The organism is Synechococcus sp. BMK-MC-1 (genome assembly GCF_014279955.1).
Lineage (GTDB): Bacteria > Cyanobacteriota > Cyanobacteriia > PCC-6307 > Cyanobiaceae > Synechococcus_C.
Genome location: NZ_CP047939.1, coordinates 637,734 through 654,370, shown reverse-complemented (window position 1 = coordinate 654,370; position 16,637 = coordinate 637,734). Strand labels below are relative to the sequence as shown.

Annotated in this window: 21 protein-coding genes; 13 read left to right on the top strand and 8 right to left on the bottom strand. The window is 58.5% G+C overall.

The genetic code is table 11. The annotated features are described in order from the left end of the window. Positions 1 to 129: 129 nt before the first annotated feature. Both hemC and SynBMKMC1_RS03475 read left to right on the top strand, forming a co-directional pair. Entirely contained in the window at positions 130 to 1,083 is a 954-nt protein-coding gene (gene hemC, locus SynBMKMC1_RS03480) for a hydroxymethylbilane synthase (RefSeq protein WP_186472717.1), read from the top strand. A gap of 2 nt (positions 1,084 to 1,085) precedes the next feature. Further along, positions 1,086 to 1,718 carry a MarC family protein gene (locus tag SynBMKMC1_RS03475; RefSeq protein WP_186472716.1) on the top strand — a complete coding sequence of 211 codons (633 nt, stop codon included), beginning with the start codon at positions 1,086 to 1,088 and terminating at the stop codon, positions 1,716 to 1,718. On the opposite strand, the gene SynBMKMC1_RS03470 is transcribed toward SynBMKMC1_RS03475, so the two are convergent. Then, positions 1,708 to 2,217: a L,D-transpeptidase gene (locus SynBMKMC1_RS03470; protein ID WP_186472715.1), complete on the bottom strand. Its 510-nt coding sequence runs from the start codon at positions 2,215 to 2,217 to the stop codon at positions 1,708 to 1,710. The two genes, SynBMKMC1_RS03475 and SynBMKMC1_RS03470, sit on opposite strands and share 11 nt — an antisense overlap. A gap of 159 nt (positions 2,218 to 2,376) precedes the next feature. Between SynBMKMC1_RS03470 and SynBMKMC1_RS03465 the strand changes: the two genes are divergently transcribed. Beyond that, the gene (locus SynBMKMC1_RS03465) at positions 2,377 to 3,354 is read left to right on the top strand and encodes a hypothetical protein (RefSeq protein WP_186472714.1); all 978 of its coding nucleotides are present in this window, start codon (positions 2,377 to 2,379) and stop codon (positions 3,352 to 3,354) included. Positions 3,355 to 3,446: 92 nt separating this feature from the next. Here SynBMKMC1_RS03465 and SynBMKMC1_RS03460 read toward each other — a convergent pair whose 3' ends face one another. Continuing rightward, entirely contained in the window at positions 3,447 to 4,034 is a 588-nt protein-coding gene (locus tag SynBMKMC1_RS03460) for an inorganic diphosphatase (RefSeq protein ID WP_186472713.1), read from the bottom strand. 73 nt (positions 4,035 to 4,107) lie between these two features. Between SynBMKMC1_RS03460 and SynBMKMC1_RS03455 the strand changes: the two genes are divergently transcribed. Then, entirely contained in the window at positions 4,108 to 4,449 is a 342-nt protein-coding gene (locus SynBMKMC1_RS03455) for a multidrug efflux SMR transporter (RefSeq protein WP_186472712.1), read from the top strand. An 84-nt stretch (positions 4,450 to 4,533) separates the two neighbouring features. Beyond that, a complete protein-coding gene (locus tag SynBMKMC1_RS03450) occupies positions 4,534 to 5,187 on the top strand; it encodes a TVP38/TMEM64 family protein (RefSeq protein ID WP_186472711.1) in 654 nt (217 codons plus the stop codon). Here SynBMKMC1_RS03450 and SynBMKMC1_RS03445 read toward each other — a convergent pair. Beyond that, positions 5,176 to 6,657 (bottom strand): malate:quinone oxidoreductase, encoded by a 1,482-nt coding sequence (locus SynBMKMC1_RS03445; protein ID WP_186472710.1) that lies wholly within the window; start codon positions 6,655 to 6,657, stop codon positions 5,176 to 5,178. The genes SynBMKMC1_RS03450 and SynBMKMC1_RS03445 overlap by 12 nt on opposite strands. Before the next feature lie 85 nt (positions 6,658 to 6,742). Here SynBMKMC1_RS03445 and SynBMKMC1_RS03440 point away from each other — a divergent pair, with 85 nt between their 5' ends. The 4 genes from SynBMKMC1_RS03440 to SynBMKMC1_RS03430 all read left to right on the top strand — a co-directional run bounded on the left by SynBMKMC1_RS03440 (position 6,743) and on the right by SynBMKMC1_RS03430 (position 9,176). Beyond that, positions 6,743 to 6,988 carry a NifU family protein gene (locus SynBMKMC1_RS03440; protein WP_186472709.1) on the top strand — a complete coding sequence of 82 codons (246 nt, stop codon included), beginning with the start codon at positions 6,743 to 6,745 and terminating at the stop codon, positions 6,986 to 6,988. A 185-nt stretch (positions 6,989 to 7,173) separates the two neighbouring features. Next, positions 7,174 to 7,464 carry a hypothetical protein gene (locus SynBMKMC1_RS14610; RefSeq protein ID WP_255486279.1) on the top strand — a complete coding sequence of 97 codons (291 nt, stop codon included), beginning with the start codon at positions 7,174 to 7,176 and terminating at the stop codon, positions 7,462 to 7,464. Positions 7,465 to 7,548: 84 nt separating this feature from the next. After that, positions 7,549 to 7,905, top strand: a complete 357-nt coding sequence (locus SynBMKMC1_RS14605; RefSeq protein ID WP_255486278.1) for a hypothetical protein — start codon at positions 7,549 to 7,551, stop codon at positions 7,903 to 7,905. Then, the gene (locus SynBMKMC1_RS03430) at positions 7,902 to 9,176 is read left to right on the top strand and encodes an urea ABC transporter substrate-binding protein (protein WP_186472708.1); all 1,275 of its coding nucleotides are present in this window, start codon (positions 7,902 to 7,904) and stop codon (positions 9,174 to 9,176) included. Before SynBMKMC1_RS14605 ends, SynBMKMC1_RS03430 begins: the two co-directional genes overlap by 4 nt. Here SynBMKMC1_RS03430 and SynBMKMC1_RS03425 read toward each other — a convergent pair. After that, positions 9,166 to 9,891 (bottom strand): DUF4079 domain-containing protein, encoded by a 726-nt coding sequence (locus SynBMKMC1_RS03425; RefSeq protein ID WP_011932510.1) that lies wholly within the window; start codon positions 9,889 to 9,891, stop codon positions 9,166 to 9,168. The two genes, SynBMKMC1_RS03430 and SynBMKMC1_RS03425, sit on opposite strands and share 11 nt — an antisense overlap. A gap of 127 nt (positions 9,892 to 10,018) precedes the next feature. On the opposite strand from SynBMKMC1_RS03425, the gene SynBMKMC1_RS03420 reads away from it, so the two are divergent. From SynBMKMC1_RS03420 to SynBMKMC1_RS03410, 3 genes are read left to right on the top strand one after another with little or no spacing between them, the layout of a single operon-like run. Continuing rightward, positions 10,019 to 10,192 carry a hypothetical protein gene (locus SynBMKMC1_RS03420; protein WP_011932509.1) on the top strand — a complete coding sequence of 58 codons (174 nt, stop codon included), beginning with the start codon at positions 10,019 to 10,021 and terminating at the stop codon, positions 10,190 to 10,192. A 33-nt stretch (positions 10,193 to 10,225) separates the two neighbouring features. Then, a complete protein-coding gene (locus SynBMKMC1_RS03415) occupies positions 10,226 to 11,470 on the top strand; it encodes an aminotransferase class V-fold PLP-dependent enzyme (protein ID WP_186472707.1) in 1,245 nt (414 codons plus the stop codon). 54 nt (positions 11,471 to 11,524) lie between these two features. Continuing rightward, complete coding sequence (locus tag SynBMKMC1_RS03410) at positions 11,525 to 12,358, top strand: TSUP family transporter (protein ID WP_186472706.1); 834 nt, start codon at positions 11,525 to 11,527, stop codon at positions 12,356 to 12,358. 9 nt (positions 12,359 to 12,367) lie between these two features. Here the strand turns inward: SynBMKMC1_RS03410 and SynBMKMC1_RS03405 are convergent, their stop codons facing one another. The 3 genes from SynBMKMC1_RS03405 to yidD are packed head-to-tail and all read right to left on the bottom strand — an operon-like array spanning position 12,368 to position 14,454. Further along, positions 12,368 to 13,867 (bottom strand): UDP-N-acetylmuramoyl-L-alanyl-D-glutamate--2,6-diaminopimelate ligase, encoded by a 1,500-nt coding sequence (locus tag SynBMKMC1_RS03405; protein WP_186472705.1) that lies wholly within the window; start codon positions 13,865 to 13,867, stop codon positions 12,368 to 12,370. A 26-nt stretch (positions 13,868 to 13,893) separates the two neighbouring features. Beyond that, complete coding sequence (locus tag SynBMKMC1_RS03400) at positions 13,894 to 14,184, bottom strand: glutaredoxin family protein (RefSeq protein WP_186472704.1); 291 nt, start codon at positions 14,182 to 14,184, stop codon at positions 13,894 to 13,896. A 21-nt stretch (positions 14,185 to 14,205) separates the two neighbouring features. Beyond that, positions 14,206 to 14,454, bottom strand: coding sequence for a membrane protein insertion efficiency factor YidD (gene yidD, locus SynBMKMC1_RS03395; protein WP_370593931.1), 249 nt, complete (start codon positions 14,452 to 14,454; stop codon positions 14,206 to 14,208). A gap of 108 nt (positions 14,455 to 14,562) precedes the next feature. Between yidD and SynBMKMC1_RS03390 the strand changes: the two genes are divergently transcribed. Further along, on the top strand, positions 14,563 to 15,672 hold the full coding sequence (locus tag SynBMKMC1_RS03390; RefSeq protein ID WP_186472703.1) for a hypothetical protein: 1,110 nt from the start codon (positions 14,563 to 14,565) through the stop codon (positions 15,670 to 15,672). On the opposite strand, the gene SynBMKMC1_RS03385 is transcribed toward SynBMKMC1_RS03390, so the two are convergent. Continuing rightward, the gene (locus SynBMKMC1_RS03385) at positions 15,669 to 16,562 is read right to left on the bottom strand and encodes a DUF3365 domain-containing protein (protein ID WP_186472702.1); all 894 of its coding nucleotides are present in this window, start codon (positions 16,560 to 16,562) and stop codon (positions 15,669 to 15,671) included. The genes SynBMKMC1_RS03390 and SynBMKMC1_RS03385 overlap by 4 nt on opposite strands. Positions 16,563 to 16,637: the final 75 nt, after the last annotated feature.

Below are 16,637 nucleotides of genomic sequence, written 5' to 3'. Positions count from 1 at the left end.
AGGTTGCCCCGCGCGAAGAGGCAACGGCTGGCGATGGGATCCAGCGCATGAGTTCCGTGTCACTTCCTTCAACCAGAAAGGGTTTGGCGCCCTTGGCTTCGTAGGGTGACCCATCGTTTTCAAATGTCCATGGCTCTCGAGCACCTGCGCATCGCATCCCGCCGCAGCCAGCTGGCCATGGTCCAGACCAACTGGGTGAAAGCAGAGCTTGAAAAAGCCCACCCTGACCTGGCGATCTCGGTGGAGGCGATGGCCACCCAGGGCGACAAGATTCTCGATGTGGCCCTGGCGAAGATCGGTGACAAGGGCCTGTTCACCAAAGAACTCGAAGCGCAGATGCTCGTGGGCAGAGCGGAGATTGCCGTTCATTCCCTGAAGGATCTGCCCACCAACCTCCCTGAGGGGCTGATGCTGGGATGCATCACCGAACGCGAGGATCCCGCCGACGCCCTGGTGGTCAACAGCAAGAACGCGGAGCACACCCTGGAAACCCTTCCTGAAGGATCGGTGGTTGGCACAAGCTCCCTGCGCAGACTGGCCCAGCTACGCCATCACTTTCCCCATCTTCAATTCAAGGATGTGCGCGGGAATGTGATCACCCGCCTCGAGAAACTCGATGCTGGGCAATACGACTGCTTGATCCTTGCGGCCGCTGGCCTAAGCCGGCTTGGATTCGGGGACCGCATCCACCAGATCATCCCTGGCCACATCTCCCTGCATGCCGTTGGGCAGGGCGCTCTCGGAATCGAGTGCGTCTGCGATCGACCTGAAGTCCTGAAGATCATTCAGGTGCTTGAGCATGCACCCACTGCCGGGCGCTGCCTGGCCGAACGGGCTTTCCTGCGCGAACTGGAGGGTGGATGCCAAGTTCCGATTGGCGTGAACAGCCGCATCGATGGAACGGAGCTGATCCTCACGGGCATGGTGGCCAGCCTGGATGGCCAGCGCCTGATCCGTGACGAGCGCCGCGGAAGCCTCACCGATCCCGAAGCCATCGGCCGAGCATTGGCGGCAGACTTGAAATCCCGCGGTGCGGGAGAGATCCTTCAGGAGATCTTCGCAGAGATGCGCCCCGAAGCGTAACCATGTCTCTACTGCACACAGCCGTCGGGATCTTCACGATCTCAAACCCCATCGGCAATCTGCCGATCTACCTGTCGTTTACCGATGGGAACCGGCGCAAAGATCGTGTCATCGCGCGCAGCAGTGCAGTCACATTTCTGGTCAGCCTGATGCTGGCCACCTGGCTGGGCAACGACCTGCTGGGATTTTTCGGAATTTCACGCCCGGCATTCCAGGTGGCCGGCGGGCTGATCGTGGTTCTGATCGGCCTCTCCATGCTGCGCTCAGAACCATCCAAGGTTCACCATGATCCAGCGTCCATCGAACGCGATCAGGATTCCGCTGTGAAGGGGATTGTTCCTCTCGGCATCCCCCTGTTGGCTGGCCCGGGAACCCTCACCGTGGTGATCGCAGATCCGAATGCGGCGAGCATGGGCGGAAAACTCGGCATCAGTGGCGTGGTGCTGCTGCTCACCGTGGTGGTGTACGTGATCTTCGAAGCAGGGGAGATGCTTTCCTCCAAGATCAGTGCGTCAGCACTTCAAGTGCTCACCAAGATCATGGGACTGCTTCTCACCTCCATTGCGGTGCAGATGATCTTCACCGGTTTACGTGCAGGCTTCCCCGTCTTGAAGGCGCTCGGCATCAGCGGGTGATCTTCACCGGGGTTCCAACATCCACAAGCTCATAAAGCTTTTGCACGTGAGCGTTGAGCATGCGCACGCAGCCATTGGAGACTGCCGCCCGAATCTTCACCCAATGGGGCCAGGGGGTTCCATGAATCCCGAACTGGTTGGGTCCCTGCTGAAGAAAACCAATCCAGCGGTGGCCCAAGGGACTGGAGGGTCCAGTCACCGGATGAACGCGGCCTGACTTGGTGCTTTGGTACTGAGGATTGACTCGCTTGTTCTCAACCTGGAACACACCGGTCGGAGTGGGAGTCTTGGGATCTCCAATGGCCACAGGCCAAGGCCCGATGCGCTCGCCATTGCGGATCACACTGATGCGCCGCTGTCTCAGATCAAGATGAATCAGCGTGCCTTCAACCGCCGGAACAGGGGCTATCGAAGCCAAACCGGGAGCAGCTCCGCCCAGGAGAGCTGCAGCAACGACGGCCGCAGAGCAGGCACTGCGCTCGAAACAGATGCGCTTCATTTCAAGACACACAAGACTTACTGGTCTCAAGCTATTCATCGGTCAGAGCAAAAACCGTCCACCATCGGAGGACTTTCTGAAGAACCCGTTCGTCTGGTCAGGGCAGCGACACCGTTATCACGGGCCTGGGTGCTAGATCGGTGCACCGGAACGCGATCAATGCCTCAGCAGCTTCATTGGACGGACGCGGAGGCACGTCTTTTTCTGCAAGCCATCAAGACCGTCGGTACGGCGGGAGGCGTGCTTGCTCTGGAGCCAATCACTCTGGAGATGATGGAGGCCATTCAGCGCCATGTTCTGCATTCCTCAGTGGATCTCGAAACCCTTGAGATTCGCCATCCCCCCGATTACCCCGCGCTGATCAGCGATCAAAGCAAGCGAAACCAGCTGATTCAGATCCTCGTGCTCATTCCCTATGTGGACATGAATGTGGATCCACGCATGGTGGGGGTTGTGGATGATTTCGCATCATTCCTCAACATCGCACCCCAGACGCTCCAAGACCTGCACCAGGTGAGAGACAACCACCTCAGACGCTTGCTTCTCGACTACGGGCGCAGGAGCATGGGTGAATTTTTAGGGCTTGACACACCCTCTCGCTTTGTTCGCGGTGTGATCGCAGCTGTTCATCAGGCCATCGGTGATGCGTCCGTCGCCAGCCGTTACGCCACGCTCGACTCGTACGCGGAAGGAACTCTCGGCCACACGTTCTTTCACTGGTACCGCGACCGTGGCTGGGCTCTGCCAGGGGAGCACAAAAGCACTTCAGAGCTTCTGGTGAATCACGACTGCTGCCACATCCTTGGCGGATTCAACACCGACTGCGCTGGAGAGATGAATGTGGCGGCTTTTCAGGCCGGACTGTTCACCGATGGCTTCGGCTTCGAATCTTTGCTGGAAGTGATTCTCGACTTCCACCTCGGCAAGGCGTTCAGCACAAGCAACAGCATCATCCCTCCGGAAACCGGTCAGTTCACTCCTGATGCCGCCATGGCTGGCTATGAAAAAGGCTTGGCTTGCTCCATCAATCTCATTCAAGACCTTGATTTCTGGGCGATCGCCGATCAACCCGTTGTGGAGTTGAGGATGAAGTACAACATCCCAGCCACACCGGGCCCCTTATTGATCAAACCCTGAGATCGTTAAAACCAAAAAAAATGCCGCTCACCGTGCTGTGAGCGGCATCAAGGATGGAGGAGATCCAACGGATCTCAAAACTTCCAATCGCTTCAATCAACAAGCTTGGGATCAATCTCCTCCATGTACCTGGCCTCACAGGTCTTGATGATCTCCACGGCCTTCTCAGTGCCGAAGAATCCGTTCACCGTGCAGGTTCCGGGCTTCTTGAGATCTTTGTAGTGTTCCCAGTAATAGGTGGTTTCCTTTTTCCAGTGATCACCAAGATCTTCAAAGCTCTTGATGTGATCCATGCGCTTGTCGTCAGCCAGCACAGCGATCACTTTGTCGTCGACTTCACCACCATCATCAAAGGTCATGATGCCGATGATGCGGGCCTCAACGATTGATCCAGGAATGAGCGGTTCGGTGACGTTGACGATCTCAATATCAAGTGGATCGCCATCCTCATCCCAGGTGCGGGGGATACAGCCATAGGCGAAGGGGTAGGCCAGCGAGGAATAACCAACGCGATCCAGCTTCAGATGACCGGTTTCTGTAATCAGCTCGTACTTGTTGATCGTGTTGGAGTTGAGTTCCACGATCGTGTTCAGTCGCAGCTCAGATTCGTCGGCGAAGGCCGGGAGCACATGCAACAGATTGGGCATGCTGCGGCTGGGAGCCTGGTCGAGATTGGCCATTGGAGACGGCATTCAGCGCGGTGATCCTACGGGGGCTGGATCGGCACACTGAAACGATCAGCAAGCCGATTCCATGCCCTCCCTCTCTCCCTGGGTTTTGTTGCTGCTGGCCATTGGCGCTGAAATCGTCGGCACCTCCTGCCTGAAGGTGTCGGACGGATTCAGCCGTCCATGGCCGACCCTGGTGGTGCTGACCGCGTATGGGCTTTCGATGACGCTGATGTCGCGGGTGGTGAAAACGATTCCCATGGGCATCAGTTATGCCCTCTGGAGCGGAATCGGCATTGTGGCGATTGTGCTGATTGGCGTGGTGGCGTACCGCCAGGTCCCCACAGGCGGTCAGCTCATCGGGATGGGGCTGATCACAGCGGGGGTGCTGATCGTGAATCTGTCGTCTCCCCTCACCAAAGGTTGACCACAGCATTGCGCTCACGCTGATCCATGCACAAACATCCCACTCCCTGTGGGAACTTCAATGGCATTTACGCGTCAACAGCCCATGCTTCGCCTCCGCCGATTCCTGCTGATCGCTGCAAGCATCGCCGGACTCGCCGTGTTGTTTCACCTGATCCAGGTGCACGGGCTTGAGCCGCTGCGCAACCAGGTGGAACGCCTGGGGGTTTGGGCTCCCCTGGGCATCGTGCTGCTCCGCGGAATCAGCATCCTGCTGCCAGCCTTGCCGAGCACGGCTTACTCCCTGCTCGCCGGCGCTCTCCTGGGCTTTCAGACCGGCTTCATCGTCATCGTGATCGCTGATCTGCTGTTTTGCCAAACCGCCTTTCTGTTGGCGCGCAGCTACGGCCGGGAACCGATCAAACGTCTTGTCGGCAACCAGGCCATGGCCAAGGTGGAAGGATTCAGCCGACATCAATTGGAAGGCAACCCGTTTTTACTGACGGGTCTTCTGATGACAGGTCTGTTTGATTTCGTGAGTTATGCCGCCGGCCTCGGTGGCACGAGCTGGCGTGGCTTTTCCTTGCCCCTGCTCGTGAGCGTGTTGCTCAGTGATGCCCCGATCGTGGCGCTTGGAGCCGGGATTTTCAGCGGAGGCAAGCTTCTTCTGGGCGCAGCCCTTCTGGGGGTGTTTGCCCTGGCCCTGATCGCCGGGGTGGTGAAGCAGCGTGCCCGCCGGCAGGCTGAATCAGCCAGCTAAGCCGAGAAGCGCATCGCTGCGCTCGCGGGTTCGGCGCAGACCGTCGCCATCCGCGTTGAGGTCGTGGCCGAAGGAGGGAATCAGCGCCTTGAGGCGCTCCTGCCAGGCCGCCGTTGCCAAGGGCTCGGCGAAACAACGCTCCAGCACGGTGAGCATGATCGACACTGATGTGCTGGCACCCGGGGAGGCTCCCAGCAGGGCAGCCAAAGAGCCATCCGCGGAGCTCACCACTTCCGTCCCCATCTGCAGGCGGCCGCCGTCAGGGGTTCGCTTGATGATCTGCACACGCTGGCCAGCCACGGAGAGCGTCCAGTCCTGTTCCCTGGCTTGGGGAAGGAAATCCCGAAGGGCATCCATGCGATCGGCCGGGCTTTGGCGCAACTGCGTGATCAGGTAGTTCACCAAGGGGAGATTGTTCACCCCCACTTGCAGCATGGGCTGGAGATTGCTGATGCGAACCGACTTGGGCAGATCCAACAGCGAGCCCGTCTTGAGGAACTTGCTGCTGAAGCCGGCGTAAGGACCGAACAGCAACGACCTCGTTCCATCAATCCAGCGGGTGTCGAGATGGGGGACCGACATCGGTGGCGCTCCCACCTTCGCTTTTCCGTACACCTTGGCGAAGTGATGCTCCACGAGTTCCGGTTGCTGACAGACCAACCACTGGCCGCTCACAGGAAACCCAGCAAAGTTGGCAGCCTCGGGGATCCCACTGTTTTGCAGCAGCGGCAAGGCACCACCTCCAGCACCCAGGAACACAAACGGAGCCCTGACCTGACGGGCACCGGAGGGACTGCGCAAATCAATCTGCCAATCACCGGACGTCATCCGTTCGGTGCGACAACGCTTGAGCCTCTGCACACGCGTGCCGAACACCACATCCAAGGCACCCGCACTCTGCAGTGGGGCCAGCAGCATCTGCGTCAGGCTGCCGAAATCCACATCCATCCCGCGCTGAACCCGGGTGGCGGCGATGGGCTCACACCCATTCCGCCCTTCCATCATCAGCGGAATCCAGTCGGCGATCTCTCCGGCATCCGTGCTCCACTCCATGGCCGCAAACGCCGGCACAGCACTGAGTTGGCGGTGCCGCTGCCGCAAAAAGGCCACATCCTTTTCGCCCCACACGAAGCTCAGATGGGGAACCCGATGCAGAAAACGGTCCGGTTGAAGGGAGCCAAACTCCGTCAGCGATGCCCAGAACTCAAGACTGCGTTCAAACGACGCATTGATCGCCAGGGCCTTCTCCGTCGCGACCGATCCGTCATCCAACGGGGGGGTGTAATTGAGCTCGCAATTGGCTGCATGACCGGTACCGGCATTGTTCATCGCAGCACTGCTTTCAAGCGCTGGGGCCTCCAAGCCCTCCACGAGCAGCAGCCTGAGCCTGGGGTCCAGGGCATGCAGGAGCGATGCCAGGGTGGCACTCATGATCCCAGCGCCCACCAGAACAGCGTCGTATCGATCCACAGCAGAAGGTCACCCTCCTTCAAGGGTATGGATCAACCCCGAGGGACGCATGCCTACGCTGGGCTGGAAGATTCTGAATCCGGCCATGAGCTCCGAAACGATGCCGCTCACCAGCGAAAACGTGGAGAAGGTGCTCGACGAGCTGCGCCCCTTCCTGATGGCCGACGGCGGCAACGTGGAAGTGGTGGAAATCGACGGGCCGGTGGTGAAGGTGCGGCTCCAGGGAGCCTGCGGCAGCTGCCCCAGCAGCACCATGACCCTGAAGATGGGCATCGAACGCAAAATGCGCGAGTCCATTCCCGAGGTGAGCGAAGTGGTGCAGGTGCTCTGACGCAACACCTCTCCGCAGCCATCCTGGGTGAACGTCAGTGGACGAATGCGCCTGCCCTTCTCAAGACGCTTCGGATTTCTGCTCATTGCCTCGGTTCTGGCAATCACTCTGCTGTTGGGCACACGCGCGTTCGTAGATCGCGGCCCAAATGCGGACACGATTCAACCTGCCGCGGTGCAAGAAGAGTGCGCGAGCTCTCAGGGGGCCGCCGTCAGCTGCTCTTCCGCTTCTCGAGTCGGTTCTACGACGATGCGGTGGACTTCCGAAGGGATCCCTTCGATGTGCTGAAAGTGCCGATCATCATCGAGCTTGAACCGCTCTGGACCTCCCAGAAATACGCCGACCTGCGTTTGTTGCCGACCCCCTCCAACGACAATCTCGTGGGAGAGCTGGGCTCTCTCAGTGGCTACCAGCTTCAGGGCGCCAGTTTCAAACCATTTCTGCGCCGGAGCTCCAACAGCCTGGGCACCTGGTAACGCCCCCAGCTCAGCCAGGTTCGCTTGGAAGTGATTTACCAGTCGAATCTTTGGCCAGGAATTGTGAACTGGATCATCCCCCTGATGATCATCAATTCGATCGTGCTGATGGCGCCATCGGTGGAGGGAACCCTCTCCGACGTACGCCTTGCCATTCCATCAACGGCCCTGCTCACCCTGATTTTTCTGCAGCAGTCGTACCACTCTTCCCTGCCGAAACTTCCCTACACCACCTTCCTCGATGATCTCTTCACAACGAGCTATCTGATCGCCATGGCTCTGTTCGGATTGTTCACGTGGGGGTACAACGCCTACGTGGCTGCACCGGATGAACAGAAGGCGAGCACCATGCGGCGGATCAATCAAGCCGACACCCGCTTTCAGTTCCTTTCCCTGGGCCTGCTGGTGCTGACCGCGGTGATCAGCTGGGGACGACGATGAACAAAGGCATCGCGACTGCGACGAGGAGAAGCCTCCCAGGCCTGATCAGCCTGCTGAGCTCACTGTTGCTGCTCAGCTGCGGGCAGCGCAGTGGGCCGCCGCACACCGCCACAATCCGCGTTGGCATCCTGCACTCGCGAACCGGCACCATGGCGCTCTCGGAAGCCACAGTGGCCGAGGCGGAGCGTCTGGCGATCGAAGAGATCAATGCCGCTGGCGGCCTCAAACTCAACGGTCGGGCGGTGCTGGTGAAGGCCATTGAAGAAGACGGCATGTCAGATCCCGCCGAGTTCGCTCGCAAAGCACAACAGCTGCTGAACGAAGACAAGGTGGTGGCGATCTTCGGTGGATGGACCTCCACCAGCCGCAAAGCCATGGTTCCAGTGATGGAGACCAACAACAGGCTTCTGTTCTATCCGGTGCAATACGAGGGACAGGAGTGTTCTTCTGCTGTGGTGTACGGAGGATCGGTTCCCAACCAGCAGTCCGAACCGGCCCTGAATTGGCTGCTGAACAATCACAGCGAACGGCTGCTGCTGATCGGATCGGATTACGTCTATCCGAGAACAGCCAATCGGATCATTCGCGCCCAGGCGCAGCGCGCACAAGCGCGTGTGCTCAACGAGCGCTACCTGGCGCTGGGGAGTGCAGCTGTTGAACCGCTGATCGCAGACATTCAAGCCGCTCTCAATGCAGGTCCGCTTGCCGTGGTGAATACCCTCAACGGCGACAGCAACATCGCTTTCTTCCAGGCCCTGCAAAAGCAGGGATTGAATCAGCGTTCGGACCTCAAGGTGCTCAGTCTGTCCGTGTCGGAGGAAGAGGCGGTTGCGATCGGACGACGCAAGATCGCTGGTACCTATGCAAGCTGGAGTTATTTCCAGAACCTGCAGACGCCGGAATCCACCGCTTTCGCGCAACGCTTCCGGCAACGGTACGGCTACCACCGCGTTGTCAATGACCCGGCGGAAGCGGGGTACAGCCTGGTACACCTCTGGGCTCAGGCGGTGGAGGCTGCTGGCAGCACAGAAACCAACGCTGTGCGGTCCGCCTTGATGGGCCGCCGTGTGCTGGCACCCCAGGGCTCTCTTCAAATGATGCCGAGTCTGCATTTCAAGAAACGGTCCCTCCTGGCGCGAGCCGATTCCGAAGGGCGGTTCCAGGTGATCAAGGATTTCGGGATGATCGAGCCCCAACCCTGGAACCCTGAGTTACCGGAATCAGCGGGATTGACCTGTGATCACAGGGGGGCAGCGCCGCTCAAGGAGTGACGGCCGGCGCCGAGGTTGGGGCTGCAAGCGGCGGACAGGTGCGCGCCGTGAAGTTGCAGGAATAGATCGTTGACTTCTGCCAGCTCAGGGGGATTTCAAGCAGATCTCTGCTGCCGGTGATGCCCTGCACCACAAACAGCACGGCAGCCAGCACATTGGCGCTGACGTGCAGCCGCCGCAGGCGCAGGTCACGCTGAATCTCTGGCTGGGCACCGAGAGAAAACAGCATCAGGCCCACCACAGCCACCCCCGACCAGTAATGGGACTGCCAGAAAGCAGGCGAAAACGGATCGTCGGACAGACGCCAGACCTCAGGCTGAGCGCCCAGACCCAAGACCCCGGCCCAGGTGATCAGCACGAACGCGAGCCTCAGCCCCGGAGCCTTGGACACCCACAACGCTGCCAATCCAGCCAGGCTGCCGCAAAGCACCAGTAGCAACTGCGCAGCCCTTGCAGCTCCGCCTTGAAAGGCCCTCAAGGGTTGATCCGTCGCAATCGCCACGGTGAGGGCCACGAGCACCAGCACCACCACGCCCACCGCCAGCCAGCGGCCCAGATCACTGTGTTCACGCCCAACCGTTGGGGGACACTTCAGCGTCTGCAACCGTCGCGCCCGGGTCTGGATCGCCAATCGCACCACCATCCCGATCAGGGGGTAGATGATCACCACCGCCAACGCGGGGTGAAGGATGCCGAGCCAGTCGACGGTCGTCATAGGGATCTCTCCGCACCGGAAACGTAGCCATGGGATAGGCAGATCCACCGGGTGGGAACCCGCTCGTTGCCTGGCGCGGCCTCACCTTTGAACAGGAGGAAGCTGAAAGCAGTCAACGGAGCCGGTCATGAATCAACTTCAGTGCCATCGAATCCAATCGCTGCAGGTCTTGGTGGAGCCAAAAGACCGCGAAGCCACCTGGGATGCCGTGGAGGTTTACTTCCAATGCATCAGCGAATGCGATCTCAACGACAGAGAGTGCACCATCTCCTGCACCCGGCAGCTCCGTGATGCGAGTTGAACGTGATGCGCGTTGAAGAGGAGGTTCGCGATCATGAGCCTGAACCGACCCATCCATGCCACCCCGCCTGATCGCATGCTGAGAGATCTCTGCCCAGCCCTGAGCGGCAAGACCTATTTCAACTACGGGGGGCAGGGACCCTTGCCCGATCCCTCTTTGGATGCGATCACAGCCAGCTGGAAACGGATCCAACAGCTGGGCCCATTCACAACGGATGTCTGGCCTTACATCGGCGCCGAAGTGAACAGCACGCGGGCTCAGCTGGCCACGTTGTGCGGCGTCCCTCCCCATCGCCTGGCCCTGAGTGAAAACGTCACCAGTGGCTGCGTTCTGCCGCTCTGGGGGCTGCCGATCCGTGAAGGAGACCACGTTCTCATCAGCGACTGCGAGCACCCCGGTGTCGTGGCAGCCTGCCTGGAACTGGCCCGCCGCATGGGCCTCAGCGTGCACGCCCTTCCCGTGAAGCATCTGCGCGGAGGGCGCAACGATCAGGACCAGACGGACGCCGCCGTTCTGGAGGCCCTCGAGCAGCAGCTCACTGCAAAAACCCGCCTGGTGGTGCTCTCCCATCTGCTCTGGAACACCGGCCAGCGGATGCCGATCGCGGCCGTCGCCGCCCAGCTTCAACAGCACCCGGCCCAACCGTTTCTGCTTGTGGATGCCGCTCAGAGCATGGGCCAGATTCCAGTGGATGAGGCTGCTGCTGCCGCAGACATCTATGCCTTCACGGGTCACAAATGGGCCTGCGGTCCTGAGGGGCTTGGCGGCGTCGCTCTGTCGGAGCGCGTTCTCGAGGAGTCCAACCCAACCCTGATCGGATGGCGGAGCCTGCGCGATGAAACCCGAGCGTCCCTCGACGATCCCCATCCTTTCCACGCCGACAGCCGCCGGTTCGAAGTGGCCACCAGTTGCGTGCCCTTGATGGCAGGGCTGCGCTGTTCCCTCGATCAACTGGAGCACGAGGGGGGACCAGGCCAGCGCCTGGAACGCATCCGCCTTCTGAGTGAGCGTCTCTGGCAAGAGCTCTCGGATGTTCCCGGGGTGATGCCTCTGCTCGATGGCCCTCCCGCTGCAGGATTGGTGAGTTTTCAACTCGACCCGAACAGCACCAGGCTTCAACCAGCTCAGGTGGTGCAGCAACTGGGAGAGCAAGGCATCTGGATCCGCGATCTCGCCGATCCGAGCTGCCTGAGAGCCTGCACCCACGTCTGCAGCAACGACAACGACCTGCAGACCCTCGTCAACGCCATGCGCCACGTCACCGCGTCAGACGCGTAACGCAAACGCAACGCAAGCGTTCATCGCTAGGGTTGATCTGAACGAGCTGATCCCTTGCTGGAACCCTTCGTCAGCCAGCCCATCCCGTGGCTCGCCGTTGTTCTCGCGATCCTTTCAGCCTTTCTGATGGGGTTCGGCCGCAGTGGCCTGGGCACAGGGGGATTCATCGCCTCACCCCTGATGGTCTTCGCCATCGGTGCTGTGAATGGTGTCGCCGTTGTGGCGCTCCTGATGCTTCCAGCAGCCCTGCTCGGTGTTTGGCAACATCGCGCCGGGGCACGACGCACCCTGCTCCTGCCCCTCTTACCCAGTGCAGCGATCGGCACTGCCATCGGCGGACTGATCCTCTGGGGTCTGGTCTCCAGCGGGGAGGAAGCCGAAGTTCACCGGCGCCTCGAACTGCTCGTAGCCCTGCTCTGCCTGGTGTATGGCCTGCTGCTAACCCTCCGAGACTGGCTGGCGAACCTCGGTGGAGGAGCAGGCGCCCCCCGCGCCAGTGGCCTCGTGCTGATGGGATCCGCAGTGGGGATCAGCCAAACGGTGAGCAACACCGGCAGCCCGCTGATGACGCTCTACTTTCTGCGCCACGGGCTGAACCGAGGGACCTTCGTTCCTGCCCAGCTCAGTTACATGCTGGTTCAGAACGTCCTCAAACTGATTCCTCTGATCAGCCTGGGACTGCTCACTCCCATCAACGCGACCGCCGGCTTCATCTTGATTCCAGTCACCTTGGCCGGCAGCTTTGCAGGGCAAGGCTTTTTCCTGAAGGCTTCAGACACGCAGTTTTTTCGTCTCTATGTGCTGCTGCTCGTGATGGGATTTGCAGTGAGCCTTGGGTTGCTGATCGGCCGGATTCCCTGCCTGCGTGTCCTCGACACACTGATCTAAACAACAACCTCACCGCCAGTGGCGCAGGGCTTGCTCCGCCTGTTCCCGATCATCGAAATGCACTTTCTCAGTGCCGAGGATCTGGTAATCCTCATGCCCCTTGCCGGCGATTAACACCAGATCACCGCAGCGCGCCTGCGCGATCGCCAAGGCAATGGCCTTGGCACGATCGACCTCAACCTGACGCTCGGCAACGGCCGGGAGACCGGCCACCACATCCTCAAGAATCTGACCAGGATCCTCCGTTCGCGGATTATCGGAGGTCACCACCACCTGATCCGCCAGCGCTGCAGCGATGGCCGCCATCTGCGGTCGCTTACCCCGGTCGCGATCACCACCACAGCCGAACACACAGATCAACTGCCCCCTCACAAAGGGACGGCAGGCCTCCAGTGCGTTGCGCAAACCATCCGGTGTGTGGGCATAGTCCACCAGCACGGCGGGATGATCCTCTGCGGCTGAGCCAGTCACAACAACCCGTTCCATCCGACCTGGCACGCCGCGGAACGAAGGAAGAGAGCGCAACAGCAGGGCCAAAGGCAATCCCTGCTGAAGCAGGGCACCCACAGCTTGCAGAAGATTCATCAAATTGAAGCGTCCCACCAGCGGTGAGTGGAACCGGCCTTCACCCAGAGGCGTGACAAGCATTCCATCCACGCCGTTGGACGTCATGCGCAAGTCGCCCATGGTCAGATCAGCTTCGTGCTCAAGACTGCATCGCCAGGCTCGCTCACCCAACCGATCCGCCAGCTGCCGGCCCCAGGGATCATCCACGTTCACCACCGCCCTGGGCCCCTCGCCCACCAGATAGGGCGAAGCGAACAACAGGGCCTTGGCCTCGAAATAGGCCTCCATCGACGGGTGGTAGTCGAGATGGTCCTGGGTGAGATTGGTGAAGACGGCTCCCGAGAAGCGACATCCCGCCACGCGCTGCTGATCGAGGGCATGGGAGCTCACTTCCATGGCTGCCACCTGGGTGCCCCCTTCCAAGGCTTCCGCCAGCTGAGCCTGCAAGCGATCGGCCGCCGCTGTGGTGTGCGTGGCGGTGAGGCTGTGGCCGGGCCATCGATTCACCAGGGTTCCAAACAAAGCAGCAGGCCAACCGCACGCCTGGCTGAGATGTTCAATCAGGTGCGTGGTGGTGGTTTTGCCATTGGTGCCGGTCACACCGATCAACTCCATACGCAGGGAGGGCCGCTGCCAGAAGGCCGACGCCAGCTCCCCAGCCCAGAAGGCCACAGGATCCGGCACCACGAGTACGGAATCTCCAGGGGTCGGTGGATGGGCCGCTGCCGCCCGCTCACCGATCAGGACCGCTGCGGCACCCGAGGCCAGTGCCGCAGGCCAGAAGCTACCTCCATCCACCCGTTCTCCAGGCAGGCCGATGAACAGGCTGCCCTTGCCAACGCAGCGGGAATCACAGGTGAGTGCTGTCACCGTTGCATTCGCCACCCCAGCAGGCACAGGCAAACCCACGGCATTGAGCAGGGCATGGAGCGTCTGCGTCATCACCAATCCCTGAATGAGAGATCGTTCTAGACCGATCCTGCAGCGCTGGCGCAGACCCGTTGCAACCAGCTGAACAGTCCCTCTCCGGAAAGACGGGGAGACACCCGTGGCAGGGGGCTGCTGTTCAGAGCCAGAACTGGAACCTCGAGGTCATAACGAGCCTTCAGGCCGGGTTCCACCCCAGGGGCATCAATATCCACCACCTGTAGAGCAAGCGGAGGCTCAAGAGCTGTGAGATCAAGGGCATGAAGCCGCTGCTCAAGCCCTTCACACAGACAGCAGCCCTGGCGGCTGTAGAGCGTCAGTAGGGGTGTCATGAGACCTGAATCATGGAGGCTTCAGTCCGGAACCGGATCACAACCGCAGGGGGTGAGCGGATGACAGCGACTCACCCTGCAAACAGTGAGCCAGCCCCCGCGCCAAGGCCCATGGCGCTGAATTGCTTCCAATCCATAGGCACTGCAACTTGGGATAAATCGACACCGTGGACCGATGAGCGGTGACAGCAGACGCCGGTACAGGTGTATGAATCCAACCAGCAAGTGAGACAGCAACCGATTGAATTTTCCAGGTACAGCAGAAAACACCAGTAAACTGCCTCCAGAACAATGAATTCCATCTTAAGGCTTCAAACACTACACGCTGTGAATCGAAGACAGAGATTTCAATTGCTCCTGGGGCTCATAGCGGCGTTGATGGCCCTATGGCTTTCGTCGATAACCCACGTTGCCGCTCAGGAAAGGATCCCAGGACAAGCCAACAGAACTGGAGAACTATGGAAACTCAACACGCAACGACAAGCCTGTCCGCCCAGCAATGAACTGTCCAAAAATCCCTTCATACCACCACAAAGTCAAACTCTCACTCAAGCGATTCCAGTTGGGGTTAATGTTCACATCAACGAAATTCCAAGAATCTCAGACGCAGAGAATCGCTTTCAGGTGGATGGATTACTGACAACCACTTGGTGCGACAGCAGAGTAATCAGTCAGATACCGCAAGGAGAAGACAAACTTGTTCTTTACAATAATGCGGCTGAAGAGTGGATCGGAAGTCATTGGTCACCTCAGCTGGAATTCACAAATCGAGTGAGCGAAGCTTTTTACCAAACACAAACAATTACACTAAGGAGCAATGGCTCTGTAGAGCGGATCGCTCGATTCGAAGAAGGATTGGGCTCAGAGTTCAAACTTTCCAAATTTCCATTTGATCAACAGCTTCTTCGCATCTATCTACAATCATTCAGCTGGGATCAGAGCACGGTACGCCTCATAGATCTCGGTGATGCCGTCAGCCTTGGCCGCCGATCAAGACTGCCAGAGTGGGTGATCAAAGACCTCAACTTTTCGATCCGTAATCATGACGACCCCGAAAAAGGCAGCCAGGAATTCTCACAACTGTCTGCGACAATCACCATTGCACGCCGCTCTGGATATTATATCTACAAGATATTTCTTCCGCTGGGGATCCTTGCTTTCACAAGCATCTTTTTCCTGGCAATACCAATCGAAGCTTTCGCAGACAGACTGGGATTTATCTCTGGGCTCTTGTTCACAACACTTGCGTATCAAATCATCATTGCGAATTCAGTGCCCAGAGTCCCCTATCTCACCCTAGGTGATACCTACACAATCTTTTTGTTTGCGTTTATGATTTCAGAGGTTTTTATTGCTTACAATATTTCACAAAAAGTATTAAAAGACGGGCACGACAGGATACCATCAATCGAACGAGCCATGGAAATATTTCTACCGTCTATTTTCATCTCAACCCAGGTTTTGTTTATCTGGATCGCAATAAATTAACCAGAATTATCATCATCAAGACGATTAACCGTGGAACGAAGACCCTGCAAAATTCTTGCGATAAAGCCAAATTCATCCTGGCTTTCTGTCACGTCGTGTCGCGATTGTTCGTTTCGAGCTAGACGAAGCAATCGAGAAAGGGGCAACATCACTACACGTTCAAAGACTCGGTTAACCACAATAACAATGAGCGAAGTCATCACACCGATAGAAACGACCAGAAGCAAAACAAACTGCGTTGGAGAAGGCAAGCCAGCATCTTCAGGAAGAGTGACGATTTGCACACCAACAACGTCACCGAGCTGCCAACCAAACCCATTCTTGGATCCATAGGCCAGGAGTTGGCTGCGAGGAGCTCGATCAGGAGTTGAATGGCAACTTAAACAACTCTCTTTTGTAAGACGAATCGGTTTTGCAACAAAGAACTGCGGATGATCACTGCTACTTTTTTTGAAGCCACTGTATTCGAGCAACGATGGGCTTTCTTCAAAACGACGAATGATGAGAGCTTCTTCGGAAGTCGCCAAATCAGCAGGACTCGTAGGATTTGTAGAAGCTTCTCTGTATTGGAAATCCTCGTACGCGTGATTAAGCTTCAAATATTCAAACACCTTGGTTGCAGAATAGCTCGGAACGGCAGCCGGCAAAAAAGCCTCATCAGAGGTTGCATTGATCGGGGCGAGAATTGGATTGACTTTCCGGGAGGTATATTCCCTAACAGCCACCATGACATCCATAAATTGCAGAGCTTGTGAACGCACATATTCATGAGCAACCTTGGAATAACCGGAAATCACGAGAATGACGGCTACAACGAGGGCAATAAATTGAACACCAACAAAACGAATTAGAAATTTTGTGGCGACCGAATTCTCAGGCTTGTGATCCAATTGCCGGACTCTCCGACCCAGAAAATACTTTTGCAGGCTAGCGATGATTTATATTGATTGGTTCGCGCATGCGCG